This window comes from Pseudomonas syringae group sp. J248-6 (assembly GCF_032586995.1).
Lineage (GTDB): Bacteria > Pseudomonadota > Gammaproteobacteria > Pseudomonadales > Pseudomonadaceae > Aquipseudomonas > Aquipseudomonas amygdali.
On record NZ_JAWHOP010000011.1, the window covers coordinates 76583 to 91500 of the forward strand.

Annotated in this window: 12 protein-coding genes, 3 tRNA genes and 1 riboswitch; of the genes, 1 reads left to right on the forward strand and 14 read right to left on the reverse strand. The window is 59.3% G+C overall.

Annotated features, from left to right (window positions below; translation table 11 throughout):
- Position 1 precedes the first annotated feature (1 nt).
- From RYC17_RS15780 to ltaE, 7 genes are all read right to left on the reverse strand, one after another.
- A tRNA-Arg gene (locus RYC17_RS15780) sits at positions 2-75 on the reverse strand.
- An 87-nt stretch (positions 76-162) separates the two neighbouring features.
- Positions 163-239 (reverse strand) — tRNA-Arg (locus RYC17_RS15785).
- A gap of 109 nt (positions 240-348) precedes the next feature.
- Positions 349-439: transfer RNA gene (locus tag RYC17_RS15790), tRNA-Ser, on the reverse strand.
- A gap of 62 nt (positions 440-501) precedes the next feature.
- Positions 502-690 (reverse strand): carbon storage regulator CsrA, encoded by a 189-nt coding sequence (csrA, locus tag RYC17_RS15795; RefSeq protein WP_002554426.1) that lies wholly within the window; start codon positions 688-690, stop codon positions 502-504.
- A 171-nt stretch (positions 691-861) separates the two neighbouring features.
- Positions 862-2094 (reverse strand): aspartate kinase, encoded by a 1233-nt coding sequence (locus tag RYC17_RS15800; protein WP_002554427.1) that lies wholly within the window; start codon positions 2092-2094, stop codon positions 862-864.
- A 93-nt stretch (positions 2095-2187) separates the two neighbouring features.
- Entirely contained in the window at positions 2188-4812 is a 2625-nt protein-coding gene (gene alaS / locus RYC17_RS15805; protein WP_316903706.1) for an alanine--tRNA ligase, read from the reverse strand.
- Positions 4813-4956: 144 nt separating this feature from the next.
- Positions 4957-5961 (reverse strand): low-specificity L-threonine aldolase, encoded by a 1005-nt coding sequence (gene ltaE / locus RYC17_RS15810; RefSeq protein ID WP_058399996.1) that lies wholly within the window; start codon positions 5959-5961, stop codon positions 4957-4959.
- A gap of 212 nt (positions 5962-6173) precedes the next feature.
- A riboswitch (FMN riboswitch) is annotated at positions 6174-6340 on the forward strand.
- Positions 6341-6466: 126 nt separating this feature from the next.
- Here ltaE and RYC17_RS15815 point away from each other — a divergent pair.
- On the forward strand, positions 6467-6979 hold the full coding sequence (locus RYC17_RS15815) for a 6,7-dimethyl-8-ribityllumazine synthase (RefSeq protein ID WP_005746300.1): 513 nt from the start codon (positions 6467-6469) through the stop codon (positions 6977-6979).
- A 153-nt stretch (positions 6980-7132) separates the two neighbouring features.
- On the opposite strand, the gene astE is transcribed toward RYC17_RS15815, so the two are convergent.
- From astE to RYC17_RS15850, 7 genes are all read right to left on the reverse strand, one after another.
- Complete coding sequence (gene astE, locus RYC17_RS15820; protein ID WP_316903709.1) at positions 7133-8140, reverse strand: succinylglutamate desuccinylase; 1008 nt, start codon at positions 8138-8140, stop codon at positions 7133-7135.
- Between the two features lie 12 nt (positions 8141-8152).
- Positions 8153-8440, reverse strand: coding sequence for a hypothetical protein (locus RYC17_RS15825; protein ID WP_005731381.1), 288 nt, complete (start codon positions 8438-8440; stop codon positions 8153-8155).
- A 61-nt stretch (positions 8441-8501) separates the two neighbouring features.
- Positions 8502-9848: an N-succinylarginine dihydrolase gene (gene astB, locus RYC17_RS15830; protein WP_122258005.1), complete on the reverse strand. Its 1347-nt coding sequence runs from the start codon at positions 9846-9848 to the stop codon at positions 8502-8504.
- Between the two features lie 48 nt (positions 9849-9896).
- Positions 9897-11366 carry a succinylglutamate-semialdehyde dehydrogenase gene (gene astD, locus RYC17_RS15835; protein WP_316903711.1) on the reverse strand — a complete coding sequence of 490 codons (1470 nt, stop codon included), beginning with the start codon at positions 11364-11366 and terminating at the stop codon, positions 9897-9899.
- Positions 11363-12388 (reverse strand): arginine N-succinyltransferase, encoded by a 1026-nt coding sequence (gene astA / locus RYC17_RS15840; protein WP_004659722.1) that lies wholly within the window; start codon positions 12386-12388, stop codon positions 11363-11365. Before astA ends, astD begins: the two co-directional genes overlap by 4 nt.
- Positions 12389-12451: 63 nt before the next feature.
- Complete coding sequence (gene aruF, locus RYC17_RS15845; RefSeq protein WP_005746295.1) at positions 12452-13483, reverse strand: arginine/ornithine succinyltransferase subunit alpha; 1032 nt, start codon at positions 13481-13483, stop codon at positions 12452-12454.
- Positions 13484-13616: 133 nt separating this feature from the next.
- Entirely contained in the window at positions 13617-14834 is a 1218-nt protein-coding gene (locus RYC17_RS15850; protein WP_316903713.1) for an aspartate aminotransferase family protein, read from the reverse strand.
- Positions 14835-14918 lie beyond the last annotated feature (84 nt).

Below are 14918 nucleotides of genomic sequence, written 5' to 3' on the forward strand. Positions count from 1 at the left end.
GTGCACTCGACAGGATTCGAACCTGTGACCGCTCGGTTCGTAGCCGAGTACTCTATCCAGCTGAGCTACGAGTGCATTGGTGTTTTTAGACCAGATCACCTCTGGTTGAAGCCAGTTATCAGAAACCTTGTAATTGCTTACAACACTTCAAACAACTTTAAATGGTGCACTCGACAGGATTCGAACCTGTGACCGCTCGGTTCGTAGCCGAGTACTCTATCCAGCTGAGCTACGAGTGCATGTGTTGGTGCCGCGCATTATAGGTCGTAAAATTGTTTAGTCAAGCACTTTTTCTAGTAAATTCAACAACTTACCGATCAAGCCCAATCTTACGCACTACATAAATAATGGCGGAGAACGGGGGATTCGAACCCCCGACACCCTTTTGAGGTGTACTCCCTTAGCAGGGGAGCGCCTTCGGCCACTCGGCCAGCTCTCCGCAACACGGGGCGTATAATAACCACCCTTTTCCCCGTTTGCAAACCAAAAATTCAATAAAAATTAATGGCTTGGTTCTTCGTCCTTCTCTTTCTTGATGCGAAGGTAAATCTCTTCACGGTGGACAGCGACTTCCTTGGGCGCATTGACACCAATACGCACCTGATTACCCTTCACTCCGAGCACGGTCACGGTAATCTCACCGTCACCAATGATCAGGCTTTCCGCGCACCGACGAGTCAGAATCAGCATACTTTTCTCCTTACGCCTTTATTCAGGGACAACAGTCTGCAAACCAGTAGGCATCGACCTGTAGCACAAGGCCACAACCCTTACCTGTGTATCGACTAACGCAAAGAAAACCACAGCCTTTCTGCGCAGCACCCGAAAGACGCGGTCAGACCGCGCCCTTCGACGACAGGATCACTCACCCTGCCGCGGAGCATCCAGCTCAAAAGCCGTGTGCAACGCGCGCACAGCCAACTCCAGATACTTCTCTTCGATGACCACGGAAACCTTGATTTCCGACGTGGAGATCATCTGTATATTGATACTCTCCTTGGCCAATGCTTCAAACATACGGCTGGCAACGCCTGCGTGCGAGCGCATGCCGACACCGACAATGGACACCTTGGCGATCTTGGTATCGCCAGACACTTCACGAGCGCTGATCTCACGTGCGGTGGACTCAAGCACCTGCAAGGCCGCCTGATAGTCGTTGCGATGGATCGTGAAGGTGAAATCGGTGGTGTTATCGTGCGAAACATTCTGCACGATCATGTCGACTTCGATATTGGCCGCGCTGATCGGGCCAAGAATCTTGAACGCTACGCCGGGAGTGTCTGGCACACCACGGATGGTCAGCTTGGCTTCATCGCGGTTGAAGGCGATGCCGGAAATGATCGGCTGTTCCATGGATTCCTCTTCATCGATTGTAATGAGGGTGCCCGGCCCCTCTTTGAAGCTGTGCAAAACGCGCAGCGGGACGTTGTATTTGCCGGCGAACTCGACCGCACGGATCTGTAGCACCTTGGACCCGAGGCTGGCCATTTCCAGCATCTCTTCGAAGGTAATCTTGTCGAGGCGCTGAGCCTGCGACACGACACGCGGGTCGGTGGTGTACACACCATCGACGTCAGTGTAGATCTGGCACTCGTCAGCTTTCAGCGCTGCGGCAAGCGCAACACCGGTCGTGTCCGAGCCACCACGGCCGAGGGTGGTGATGTTGCCGTGCTCATCGACGCCCTGGAAACCGGCGACCACCACTACACGACCGGCTTTCAGGTCGGAGCGGATCTTCTGGTCGTCGATCTGCAGGATGCGCGCCTTGTTGTGCGCGCTGTCGGTGAGGATACGGACCTGATTGCCGGTGTAGGACACCGCAGGCACACCACGCTTCATCAGCGCCATCGCCAGCAGCGCGATGGTGACCTGCTCGCCCGTGGAGACGATCACGTCCAGTTCACGGGGAACCGGCTGATCACTGATCTGCCTGGCCAGCTCGATCAAACGGTTGGTTTCGCCGCTCATGGCTGACAGCACGACCACCAGGTCGTCTCCAGCCTCACGGAATTTCTTGACCTTGTCGGCCACCTGCTCGATGCGCTCTACAGAGCCCACCGAGGTGCCGCCAAATTTCTGTACGATTAAAGCCATCTCAAAGCCGCCTCAGAACCCGTTAAGAGCACCTATTAACCCATTCAAATCCTTGCAAGGCCTGCCGGCAATCGACAGGCCTGCAGACTCGACTCAGATACCCTGCTCTACAAAAGGAACGGCCAGTGCCAGCGCTGAATCCAGCGCACCTGCATCGACACCACCGCCTTGAGCCATATCAGGACGTCCACCGCCTTTACCACCGACAGCGGCAGCCGCCTGCTTCATCAAATCACCGGCTTTGAGTTGGCCAGTCAGGTCCTTGGTCACGCCTGCGACCAAGACAACCTTGTCCTCATGAACACTGCCGAGCAGGATCACTGCGCGGCCGAGCTTGTTCTTCAACTGGTCGACAAGCGCCAACAGCGCCTTGCCGTCCTGGCCATTCAGGCGCGTAGCCAGAACCTTGACCCCTTTGACATCCAGCGCGGCAGACGACAGGTCGTCGCCGGCGGCACTGGCTGCCTTGGCTTGCAGTTGTTCCAGTTGTTTTTCCAGCAGACGGTTGCGCTCAAGCACAGCCGTCAGCTTGTCCAGCAGGTTGTCGCGATTGCCTTTGACCAGCGTCGCGGCTTCCTTGAGTTGATCTTCGGCCGCATTGAGCCAGCCCAGCGCAGCAGCACCGGTAACCGCCTCGATGCGCCGCACACCTGCAGCGACACCGCCTTCACTGACGATCTTGAACAGCGCGATGTCACCGGTGCGGCTGGCGTGAATGCCACCACACAGCTCGACGGAAAACTCGCCGCCCATGCTCAGTACGCGAACACTGTCGCCGTACTTTTCGCCGAACAGCGCCATGGCGCCCTTCTTCTTCGCCGTGTCGATATCGGTTTCTTCGGTCATTACCTCGGTGTTCTTGCGAATCTCGGCGTTGACTATATCTTCCAGCGCACGCAGTTGCTCGGGCTTGATCGCCTCGAAATGGCTGAAGTCAAAGCGCAGGCGCTGACTGTCGACCAGCGAGCCTTTCTGCTGAACATGCTCACCCAGCACCTGACGCAATGCGGCGTGCAGCAAGTGAGTGGCCGAATGGTTCAATTTGGTTGCATCGCGAACTTCATCGGCCACCTGTGTTTCAACCTGGGCGCCAACGCTCAGGCTGCCGGAGGCCACAACACCGTGGTGCAGGAACGCACCGCCAGTCTTGGTGGTGTCACTGACATCAAAACGCACATCACCGGCATGCAGGAAACCACTGTCGCCGATCTGACCGCCTGATTCGGCATAGAACGGGGTGGTGTCGAGAATCACCACGCCCTCTTCGCCTTCATTCAGGTGAGTGACCGACTGACCTTCTTTATACAGCGCCACAACGCTGGCGCTGCCAGTCGTTGCAGAGTAACCGGTGAACTGCGTGGCGACGTCGACCTTGACCAGGCTGTTGTAGTCCATGCCAAACGAGCTGGCCGAACGGGCGCGCACGCGCTGGGCGTCCATTTCACGCTCGAAGCCGGCTTCGTCCAGGGTCAGATTGCGCTCGCGGGCGATGTCACCCGTCAGGTCCATCGGGAAACCGTAGGTGTCGTACAGCTTGAACACGACTTCACCCGGCACCACGGTGCCTTTGAGGTCAGCCAGATCCTGTTCAAGAATTTTCAGACCCTGCTCAAGGGTCTTGGCGAACTGTTCTTCTTCACCTTTCAGCACGCGCTCGATATGCGACTGCTGTTGCACCAGCTCAGGGAACGCAGAGCCCATTTCGGCCACCAGCGCAGCAACGATCTGGTAGAAGAAGCTGCCCTTGGCACCCAGCTTGTTGCCGTGACGGCAGGCGCGACGAATGATGCGGCGCAGCACATAGCCACGACCTTCGTTGGAAGGCAGCACGCCGTCTGCGATCAGGAAACCGCAAGAACGGATGTGGTCCGCCACGACCTTCAGCGAAGCCTGGTTGTCATTGCTGCAACCAATGGCCTTGGCCGACGCAGCCAGCAGGCTCTGGAACAGGTCGATTTCGTAGTTGGAATGTACGTGTTGCAGAACCGCACTGACACGCTCCAGGCCCATGCCGGTATCGACCGACGGCGCCGGCAGTGGGTGCAACACGCCATCAGCCGTACGGTTGAACTGCATGAATACGTTGTTCCAGATTTCGATGTAACGGTCGCCGTCTTCTTCCGGCGAGCCTGGCGGGCCGCCCCAGATTTCCGGGCCGTGATCGAAGAAAATCTCGCTGCAAGGACCGCACGGGCCGGTATCGCCCATCGTCCAGAAGTTATCGGAGGCGTAAGGCGCGCCTTTGTTGTCGCCGATACGAACCATGCGCTCGGCAGGCACGCCGATCTCTTTGGTCCAGATGTCGTAGGCTTCGTCGTCGGTCGCGTAGACCGTGACCCAAAGCTTTTCCTTGGGCAGGTTCAGCCATTTCTCGGAGGTCAGGAAGGTCCAGGCGTAGGTAATGGCATCACGCTTGAAATAGTCACCGAAGCTGAAGTTGCCCAGCATTTCGAAAAAAGTGTGGTGACGAGCGGTATAGCCGACGTTTTCCAGGTCGTTGTGCTTGCCACCGGCACGCACGCATTTCTGACTGGTAACGGCGCGGGTGTAGGCGCGTTTTTCCTGGCCCAGGAAGCAATCCTTGAACTGGTTCATGCCTGCGTTGGTGAACAGCAGGGTTGGGTCATTGCCCGGAATCAAGGAGCTTGAAGCAACACGGGTGTGGCCTTGCTCTTCGAAGAAGCCAAGGAAGGCTTCACGGATTTCTGCGCTTTTCATAGGTTCTTCCACGGAGACTGCGGCCAGAGGCAAGTGCAAAACGTCAAATGACGTAGCAACGGCAAAGGGCCGCATTATATAGGCGTTGCGCCCTCGGTACAGTGTGTTTGTGCGATAGAAACAAGTAACTGGATTATCGTGATCTCATGAGTGTTCAAAGGCTGCAAATGCAGCGATGACCTGTTCAACCTGCGCACGCGACACATTCAGATGAGTCACCATGCGCAGCCGCGCTGCGGCTGTGAGCACGATGCCACGCTCGGCGCAGAACGCCTTGAGTGCTGCAGCGCGCTCACCAATCTGCACGTAGACCATGTTGGTCTGCACCGGCTCGACAGCGTAGCCGAGCCCGCTCAGGCCTTCGGCCAGAAACGCGGCATTGGCATGGTCATCCGCCAGCCGCTCGACCTGATGATCCAGCGCGTAGAGCCCTGCGGCAGCCAGCCCTCCGGCCTGACGCATGCCGCCACCGAGCATTTTGCGCAGGCGACGCGCTCTGGCGATCAACGGCTGCGATCCGCACAGCACCGAGCCGATCGGTGCGCCCAGGCCCTTGGAAAGGCACACCGATACTGAATCGAAGTGCCGGGTAATCTCGCGGACATCGACGCCCAGCCTGACCGATGCGTTGTACAGCCGTGCGCCGTCCAGATGAAGGGCGAGGCCTTTTTCCAGCGTCAGTGTGCGTGCGGCAGCCAGGTATTCCAACGGTAGCACCTTGCCCTGCATGGTGTTTTCCAGGGCCAGCAGGCGTGTGCGGGCAAAGTGAAAGTCATCGGGCTTGATGGCGTCGAGCACCTGCTTCAGGTCCAGCGAGCCATCGGCCTGCACGTCCAGTGGCTGCGGCTGGATGGAACCCAGCACCGCTGCACCGCCGCCTTCGTACTTATACGTGTGTGCCTGCTGGCCAACGATGTATTCATCGCCACGCTCACAGTGCGCCATCAGTGCCAGCAGATTACTCATGGTGCCTGACGGGACAAACAGCGCGGCATCAAACCCGAGGCGCTCGGCGAGCGTCGCTTCGAGCAGGTTGACGGTTGGGTCCTCACCGTAGACGTCATCGCCGACGGGCGCATGCGCCATGGCATCGAGCATGCCGGCCGTAGGCAGAGTCACTGTGTCGCTGCGCAGATCGATGACAGTCACGAAAAAGCTCCCTGAAGTTGAAGATCGATAATGCATGCAACCTTTGGCTTGCAACAAGGCATTACTGAGGCCGCGGTACATGATAATCAAGCACCGCCGCTCTCGATACTCCGTGCCCTTATAAGAAAAAGGTAGGTGCACCGTACGAAAGTGTCCATGCATGATCCAGCGAACTGTGATAAAAATCCCGCGCCGGCCACGTAAAGTGCCGGCAACGTTCTCAGGGCGGGGTGCAATTCCCCACCGGCGGTAATGGCGCGCAATGCGTCTAGCCCGCGAGCGCTTGGGGGTCGCAGCTTTGGCTGGCGATCGGCAAGGTCAGCAGACCCGGTGTGATTCCGGGGCCGACGGTCATAGTCCGGATGAAGAGAGAGCGGGATTGGTGTCTGCAAGAACGTCTGCAAAACCTCATCATGAACGACATCGTTCAGGAGGCTTTCCTACGCGACTTGAATCCCTTTCGATCCAAACGCCCTGTTTTTTCTATAAACAGGAGTCAGAACACGTGCAACCTACTGCAATCGACAGCAAAAGCAAAAGCCACCCGAACGAACGCGTCGCCTTTATCCAGGCCTGCTGGCACAAGGATATTGTCGATCAAAGCCGTAAAGGTTTTATCGCCGAGATGGCCAATCATGGCTATGCGGAAAGTGACATCGACATCTTTGAAGTGGGCGGTGCCTTCGAAATTCCGCTGCATGCAAAACTGCTGGCCAATACCGGCCGCTACGCTGGCATCGTCGGCGCTGCACTGGTAGTGGACGGCGGCATCTATCGCCACGAATTCGTTGCACAGTCAGTGGTCAGTGCGCTGATGCAGGTCCAGCTGGAAACCGAAGTACCGGTGTTTTCCGTGGTCCTGACACCGCACCACTTCCATGCGGGCGAAGAACACCAGAAGTTCTTCTTCGATCACTTCTCGCACAAAGGCGAAGAAGCGGCGAAGACCTGCGCTGACACCTTGAACAAGGTACGCAGCCTGCGCCGTCTGGACGCACAGCAGAAAGCGGCCTGCTGAAACGCGTAGGTGTGACGCAGAGCGTCACGAACTGCATGCCAACGCGGAGCATTGGCACGATAGGTGTTCTCCCGGACACCTATCGTTCCTCACGCTCCAGCGTGGGAATGCCGTTCTGGACGCTCTGCGTCCGATCTTGAGGGTGCCAGGCGATCAGCCAAGGCTACCCGCATCAGTCGGCACAATCAGAATCCCCGCCCGCAGGCCGTTTTTGACTTTCGGGTTGGGGAAGATGATCCTCGCGCCCTCCTCCTCTACCACCCAGCGTGAACCGCCCGCGTCTTCGGCCAGCACGTAGCCCTTTTCCAGCGGTGAGAAGTTTTCTACAGCATCGGCAAGGTTGAACGTGAATGCATCGGTACGCTTGATGACTTCGCGTGCCACGCTGAACAGTTGCAACCCCTCAAGATTTTCATCCAGCTCGGGCTCGCGGCCTTCGATGATCTGCTCCAGACACAAACGCAGTGGCGCGAGGTTGACCTGCTGGTTCTGGCCGAACGGCCGGGCCTTGCCCAGTTCCAGAGTGAAGGCCTCGGCACCCAGTTGATCGTAGGTATAGGCGCTGAACACAATGGACGGCTTGTTCTGCAACAACACCGCACTCATCCCCGCAGCACGCAGCCGGGCCAGTTCGAGACGCGAGTGCTGACGGCCTTCTTTCCACGGGTACAGCGCGAACTGCTCGATCTTCGAACCGCGAATGGCAGTGTGCAGGTCGTAATGCAGGCGGTAGCGATCCGGCAGACTGAAAAAGCTGGCGGCCAGATGCTCCAGCTCGCAGGCACGCAGGGCTTCTGCACCGCCACTTTGCTCGTGACGACCGTTGAACAGCCGATTGACGTCCTGCTCGACAAACCGGGTACCGCGCCGCATGGCGTCGGGATTGCCGAACAGAAACAGGATACGTGCGCGCGGTTTAAGGTCGCCGCGCGCGATGCTGCGGATCAGTTCATCCAGCAGCTCGATGGGTGCTGTCTCGTTGCCATGAATACCGGCGGAGAGCAGCAGGTCCGTGCCATTGTCACGAACCTCCGGCGGGCGAACCTCCAGAGCCCCCTCGCCCATCCATCGCATCCGCACGCCTTCGACGGTCAGTTGAGTCTTTTCCGCTGGCTCACGTCCAGCCAGGGTCAGTTCAAGCAGTTTGCCGAGGGCGAGCATAGGGCAACTTCCTTAGTGGTTGCAGTCAGGGCCGTGAACGTGACCGTCTTCGTCGGCACCTGCGTCGGCCGGTTCCATTTCCAGTTGCAGGCTGACCAGGTTGGTTGCCAGCGGGCGCAGCAGCAGGTTGGCGTACTCTGCATCGTCTTCTTCGACGTCAACGCCGATCAGCAATTGGCCACGGCCATCCTGCTGAATCCACAGTTCCTTGCCCTGCCAGATAATGGCTACGCGGGTGCAAGAAGTTTCCAGCTGGGTGCCATCGGTGTCTTCAAGGATCAGTTGCAGGGCGTCGCTCATAGTCGGAATGCTCTAGATAAAGAAATCATGCGCCAGACATTTGCCCGGCGCGCAGGGTGTTTCAATTCAGTTGAAACGGATAGACGGCACCCAGTTTAAGGATTTGCGTCAGTTCATCCAATGCCGTACGGCATTCGGTCAGCAATCGGGGATCGGCCAGATCGTTTTCACTCATGCGATCACGGTAGTGCCTGTCGACCCATTGCGTCAGCGTGTCATACAGGGGCGCAGTCATGATCACGCCTGGGTTCACCGCTGCCAGCTCGGTTTCCTTGAGCGCCACACGCAGTCGCAGGCAGGCAGGGCCGCCGCCGTTCTGCATGCTTTGCTTGAGGTCGAACACTTTGACCTGGGCAACCGGGCCGTCATCGGCAATCAATCGCTGCAGATAAGCCCAGACGCTCGCATTGGCCTGACACTCCTGCGGCACGATCAGCAGCATCGAGCCGTCCGGGCGTGACAACAACTGGCTATTGAACAGGTAAGAGCGCACCGCATCCTGCACCGAGACTTCGGCACGCGGCACACAAATCGCCCGCAACTGCCCACCGACACGGCCGAGTTTGGCGCGCAGCTCATTGAGCATCGGCTCGGTGTTGAGGAATGCATCCTCGTGATAGAACAGCACCTCACCGTTGCCGACCGCGATCACATCGTTATGAAACACACCCTGATCAATGACCGCCGGGTTCTGCTGAGCATAAACCACGCCGCCCTCGCTCAAGCCATGCAAACGCGCAACAGCTCGTGACGCTTCCAGGGTCTGGCGGGCCGGATACTTTTGCGGTGCCGGGTAGCGGGTATCGAACGCACTGCGGCCAAAAACGAAAAACTCCACACCGGGCTGGCCGTAGTCCTGACAGAAACGGGTGTGGTTGGCTGCGCCTTCGTCGCCGAACTGCGCGACTGGCGGCAACGCAGGGTGATGGGCAAAATGCTTTGCATCGGCAAACATCGCCCCCAGCACGCGGCTGGTGGTCGGGTGCTCGATGCTGCGATGGTATTTGCAGTTGAGGTTGGCCGCCGTGAAATGCACGCGCCCATCTACCGTGTCGGCACTGGGGCTGACCGTCGCGGCATTGGCCACCCACATGCTCGACGCCGAGCAACTGGCAACCAGCAATGGCATATCCTGACGGGCGGCTTTTTCAATCACCTGTTCATCGCTGCCGGTGAAACCTAGCTGCCGCAAACCGGCCACATCAGGGCGTTCCTGCGGTGCCAGCACGCCCTGGGTAAAACCCAGGTCCATCAGCGCCTTCATTTTCGCCAGGCCTTGCAGCGCCGCTTCACGCGGGTTTGCGCATTGCTGGCTGTTACTCTGGGAGGCGACATTACCGTAGGACAACCCACCGTAGTTGTGGGTTGGCCCTACCAGACCGTCAAAATTCACTTCACAGGACTTCATCGGCAAGGCTCCGTGGATCTGTTTTTATAAGCAATCGTGCGCACCCTGTCAGCTCAGCCTGATGCCGGGGGTCAGTGTCGTCGGCAGGGTCAGACTGCCCGTCTCCAGCGAAGCCACCGGATAGGCGCAATAGTCGGCTGCGTAATAGGCGCTGGCGCGGTGGTTTCCCGAGGCTCCGACTCCGCCGAACGGTGCGCTGCTGGCGGCGCCGGTCAGCTGTTTGTTCCAGTTGACGATCCCGGCGCGGCTGTGCAGCCAGAACTGCTGATAGCGTGCTTCGGAGTCCGAGAGCAAACCTGCCGCCAGGCCATAGCGAGTGGCGTTGGCTTCGGCGATGGCGGCGTCGAAACCGGCGTAGCGGATGACCTGCAACAGCGGGCCGAACAGCTCTTCGTCAGGCCGCTCGGCGACCGCGCTGACATCCACAATGCCCGGCGTCAGCAGCGCCGCGCCGGGCTGCGGCTGACGCATTTCCAGCAAGGTAACTGCGCCGTTGGCGAGCAGGTTGCGCTGCGCGTCGAGCAAGGAGCGCGCGGCCTCCAGCGAAATGACCGAGCCCATGAACGGAGACGGCTGCTGATCGAACGCCCCCACCTCGATAGTCGCGCTGACGGCAACCAATCGCGCCAGCAAGGCATCGCCCCAGTCGCCCTCGGGCACCAACAGGCGACGCGCGCAGGTGCAGCGCTGGCCTGCGGAAATGAATGCCGACTGAATGATGGTGTAAACCGCTGCGTCGATGTCCTGAACCTGATCAACGATCAGTGGATTGTTACCGCCCATTTCCAGCGCGAGAATCTTCTCGGGGCGCCCGGCGAACTGCTGGTGCAGCGCGTCACCGGTGCGGCTTGACCCGGTAAAGAACAGCCCGTCGATGCCTGGGTTGGCAGCCAGTGCAATACCGGTTTCGCGACCGCCTTGCAGCAGGTTGAGAACACCGGCAGGCAACCCGGCTTCGATCCAGCACTTGACGGTCAGTTCGGCGACTTTCGGCGTCAGTTCGCTGGGCTTGAACACTACCGTATTGCCCGCCAGCAAGGCCGGAACGATGTGCCCGTTAGGCAGATGACCAGGAAAGTTGTACGGCCCGAACACCGCGACCACGCCATGTGGCTTATGGCGCAATACTGCTGTGGCATCGCCCAGCGGCCCGCTCTTTTCGCCGGTTCGTTCGCGATAGCTCTGCACCGAGATGGCAATCTTGTTGACCATGCTGGTTACTTCGGTCGCCGACTCCCACAAAGGCTTGCCGGTTTCTTCACCGATGCAGTGCGCCAGCGCGTCGGCGTGATGCTTGAGACGTGCAGAGAAGGCTTCCAGCACCGCGATACGCTGATCCAGAGACAGCAGCGCCCAGCCGGGAAATGCCTGACGCGCAGCCTGCACAGCGTAATCGACTTGTTCTGCCGTAGCGCTTTGCCCGGACCACAAAGTTTGCTGGCTCACCGGGTTCAAAGAATGGAACAGCTCGCCCTGCCCGGCCTGCCATGCACCTGCAATGTAGAGGGTACTCATCAAACGCCCTCCCGCGCCGCTGACAAAGGCACGGCGCGCACGTTGTCGCCTGCACTCATGCGCAGCCGCTTGGCGGTTTGTGGCGCAACCACCAGCGTGCCAGCGGCGAAACGCGCAGCGCCTACCGTAATGCGGCAGTCTTCACGCTTGCGGTTGTAAATCAGAAACTGCGGCGCATCGTCACCTGGCGTACCGATGGCCAGTACCAGCGCCTGGCTGTCCTTGATTGCGCGAATCTTGCCGGTCTCGCACTCGATGGCAGGCCCAGCATCGAAGATGTCGACGTAACCCTGATACGAGAACCCTTCGCCCTTGAGCATGGTCAGCGCAGGCTCGGTGTCGGCATGCACGCGGCCGATCACATTGCGTGCGTCTTCGGAAAGAAAGCAGCTATAAAGCGGAAATTTGGGCATCAGCTCGGCAATGAATGCCTTGTTGCCAACGCCGGTCAGGTAATCGGCCTGACTGAATTCCATCTTGAAGAAATGCCGACCCAGACTTTCCCAGAACGGCGACCGGCCATTCTCGTCGGACATGCCACGCATCTCGGCAATGATCTTGTTACCGAACAGCTTCGGAAATTCGGCGATGAACAGCATGCGCGCCTTGGACAGCAGGCGGCCATTGAGGCCATTGCGTGAATCGCTGTGCAGGAACAGCGAGCACAGCTCGGAATTGCCGGTCAGGTCGTTGGCCAGGAACAGGGTCGGGATTTCCCGGTAGATGTTCAGTTCCTGCGACGCACTGACCGTGAGGCCGACCCGATAGTTGTACCAGGGCTCGCGCAGGCCGACCGCCCCGGCGATGGCAGAAATGCCGACCACCCGACCATCGTCATCTTCAAGCACGAACAGATAGTCGGCATCGCCGCGCTCGGCTTCTCCGCGAAAGGTCTTTTCAGCCCAGCCTACCCGGTGCGCCAGACGCTGCTCATTGGCGGGCAGTGTCGTCAGACCGGCACCGGTGCTGCGCGCCAGCTCGATCAGCGCAGGCAGGTCACTGCTGCGTACAGGACGAACGATCATGTTATCTCCTCAGCGGCTCATCGAGAGCCTTGAAACTCGCTAATCGGCTATCGAACGTCTGGCTCAGACCGCGACGATCCGCACACTGGCACCTTCACCAACGCCCAGTGCGTCGGCGGCCTGCAGGCTCAGCACCACCGGTCTGCCAGGTGCCCAGTCCAGTTCCAGGAGCACCGCGCGGTAATCCTGCAACAGGCCGTTGGCAACCAGATAAAGACGCCCGCCTGTGCCGACATCGCTGCTTTGCGCGGTTTCGACCTTGACCGGCACCAGACGGCTCTGCGCGATGGACCGGATTCCGGATACCTTGGCATGCAGGGTCGGGCCACCGTCGAAGATGTCGATGTAATGGTCGGTTTCAAAGCCTTCGCGCATCAGGATGTCGAAGGTGATCTGCGCACGCGGATGCACCTGGCCCATGGCCTCCTGCGCAGCGTCAGGCAGCAATGGCACGTAGATCGGGTAATGCGGCATCAGCTCGGCGAGGAAGGTCCGGCTTTTCAGCCCGCACAGGCGCTCGGCAGCGGCGTAGTTGAGATCGAAGAAGTTGCGCCCGATGGCATCCCAGAACGGCGAATCTCCCTGTTCGTCGCTGTAACCGACGATCTCGGTGACCACTGAATCGGCAAAGCGCTCGGGGTGACTGGCGACAAACAGCAGACGGCCGCGCGAATTGAGCTCCGACCATGCCGTGCCGACCAGCTCCGGGACCACGTAGAAACTGGTCAGCAGGCTGTTACCGGTCAGGTCGTGACACTGGGATAGAACATGGATCTTGTTATGGATCTTCAGTTCGCGGGAAGCATGCACGAAGGTTTCGTTGCGAAAACTGTAAAACGGCTCGGAGTAGCCCGCCGAAGCAACAATGCCCGAGCAGCCCACCAGCTTGCCGCTTTCGCTGTCTTCGAGCACGAAGAAGTAGGTTTCTTCGCCGTTGAAGCTGACCTCGGCGGCGAATGATGCCTCCGACGAGCCGATCTTGTCGGTCAGGCGGCCAGCATCGTCGGGCAAGGACGTGACACCGATAGGGCTGTCGGCAGCGAGGCGTTGAACCTCGGCCAGATCAGCCATTTGCGCAGGGCGCATCACCAGCATGGTGCCACTCCTTGTAGATCGACCGGCATTTACGACCGGCACTGGTAAAAGCACCACACGGCATCATGCCGCACAGCACAGGAAAATGTCCGGTGTTTGCCGATCAGGCAGACACCGGGATAAAGCGGATGAATCAGGACGTCAGCTTGGCGATGGCACGTTCGAAGCGGTTCAGGCCTTCTTCGATGTCTGCGTCTTCAATAACCAGGCTCGGCGCGAAACGGATCACGTCGGGACCGGCCTGCAGAATCATCAGATCCTGGGCTTCAGCGGCGTTGAAAATGTCCTTGGCCTTGCCTTTCCAGGCGTCGGACAGCACGCAGCCGATCAACAGGCCCAGGCCGCGCACTTCGGTGAACACGCCATATTGCTGGCCGATGCTCTCCAGGCGGGTCTTGAATTGCTGATGCTTGCGCTGCACGCCAGCCAGCACTTCAGGCGTATTGACGACATCAATCACCGCTTCACCGACCGCGCAGGCCAGCGGGTTGCCGCCATACGTGGTGCCGTGAACGCCGACCGCAAAGTGTTTGGCGAGTTTTTCAGTGGTCAGCATGGCCGCCAGAGGGAAACCGCCACCGATGCTTTTGGCGCTGGAAAGGATGTCCGGGGTCACGCCGTAATGCATGTAGGCGAACAGATGACCGCTACGGCCCATGCCGCTCTGCACTTCATCGAACACCAGCAATGCGTTGTGCTCGTCACACAGTTTGCGCGCGCCTTGCAGGTATTCCAGCTGGCCCGGCAACACGCCGCCTTCGCCCTGAATCGGCTCCAGCACCACGGCGCAGGTCTTGTCGGTAACAGCCGCTTTCAACGCTTCAAGGTCGTTGTACGGCACGTGGCTGATGCCGGTGATCTTCGGCCCGAAACCATCGGAGTACTTCGGCTGCCCACCCACGCTGACAGTGAACAGGGTACGGCCATGAAAACTGTTCAGGGCCGCGATGATTTCGTACTTTTCCGGGCCGTACTGATCATGCGCCACACGACGCGCCAGCTTGAAAGCGGCTTCGTTGGCTTCAGCACCGGAGTTACAGAAGAACACGCGCTCGGCGAACGTCGCATCCACCAGCTTTTTCGCCAGACGCAGGGTCGGCTCGTTGGTGAAAACGTTGGACACATGCCAGAGGTTGTTGGCCTGCTCGGTCAAGGCACCGACCAGCGCCGGATGGCAGTGGCCCAATACGTTGACGGCGATCCCGCCCGAGAAATCCACCAGTTCGCGTCCCGCCTGATCCCAGACCCGGGAGCCCGCACCGCGCACGGGAATGAACCCGGCCGGGGCGTAATTGGGGACCATTACCTGGTCGAAATCGGCGCGTTGCACCGCAGCATGCTCAACGGACATCGGAGTCTCCTGATGAGGAACGCCTGCCTGAAACTGGCGAGCGATGGGAAGATTGTAAGGACTGAATTGTGTTCGGCCTTGCCG

Excerpts from the sequence above, each read along its gene's own strand:
- csrA (WP_002554426.1), bottom strand. The coding sequence starts at position 690 with ATGCTGATTCTGACTCGTCGGTGCGCGGAAAGCCTGATCATTGGTGAC.
- RYC17_RS15800 (WP_002554427.1), bottom strand. The coding sequence starts at position 2,094 with ATGGCTTTAATCGTACAGAAATTTGGCGGCACCTCGGTGGGCTCTGTA.
- alaS (WP_316903706.1), bottom strand. The coding sequence starts at position 4,812 with ATGAAAAGCGCAGAAATCCGTGAAGCCTTCCTTGGCTTCTTCGAAGAG.
- astE (WP_316903709.1), bottom strand. The coding sequence starts at position 8,140 with ATGCTCGCCCTCGGCAAACTGCTTGAACTGACCCTGGCTGGACGTGAG.
- RYC17_RS15825 (WP_005731381.1), bottom strand. The coding sequence starts at position 8,440 with ATGAGCGACGCCCTGCAACTGATCCTTGAAGACACCGATGGCACCCAG.
- astB (WP_122258005.1), bottom strand. The coding sequence starts at position 9,848 with ATGAAGTCCTGTGAAGTGAATTTTGACGGTCTGGTAGGGCCAACCCAC.
- astA (WP_004659722.1), bottom strand. The coding sequence starts at position 12,388 with ATGATCGTTCGTCCTGTACGCAGCAGTGACCTGCCTGCGCTGATCGAG.
- aruF (WP_005746295.1), bottom strand. The coding sequence starts at position 13,483 with ATGCTGGTGATGCGCCCTGCGCAAATGGCTGATCTGGCCGAGGTTCAA.
- RYC17_RS15850 (WP_316903713.1), bottom strand. The coding sequence starts at position 14,834 with ATGTCCGTTGAGCATGCTGCGGTGCAACGCGCCGATTTCGACCAGGTA.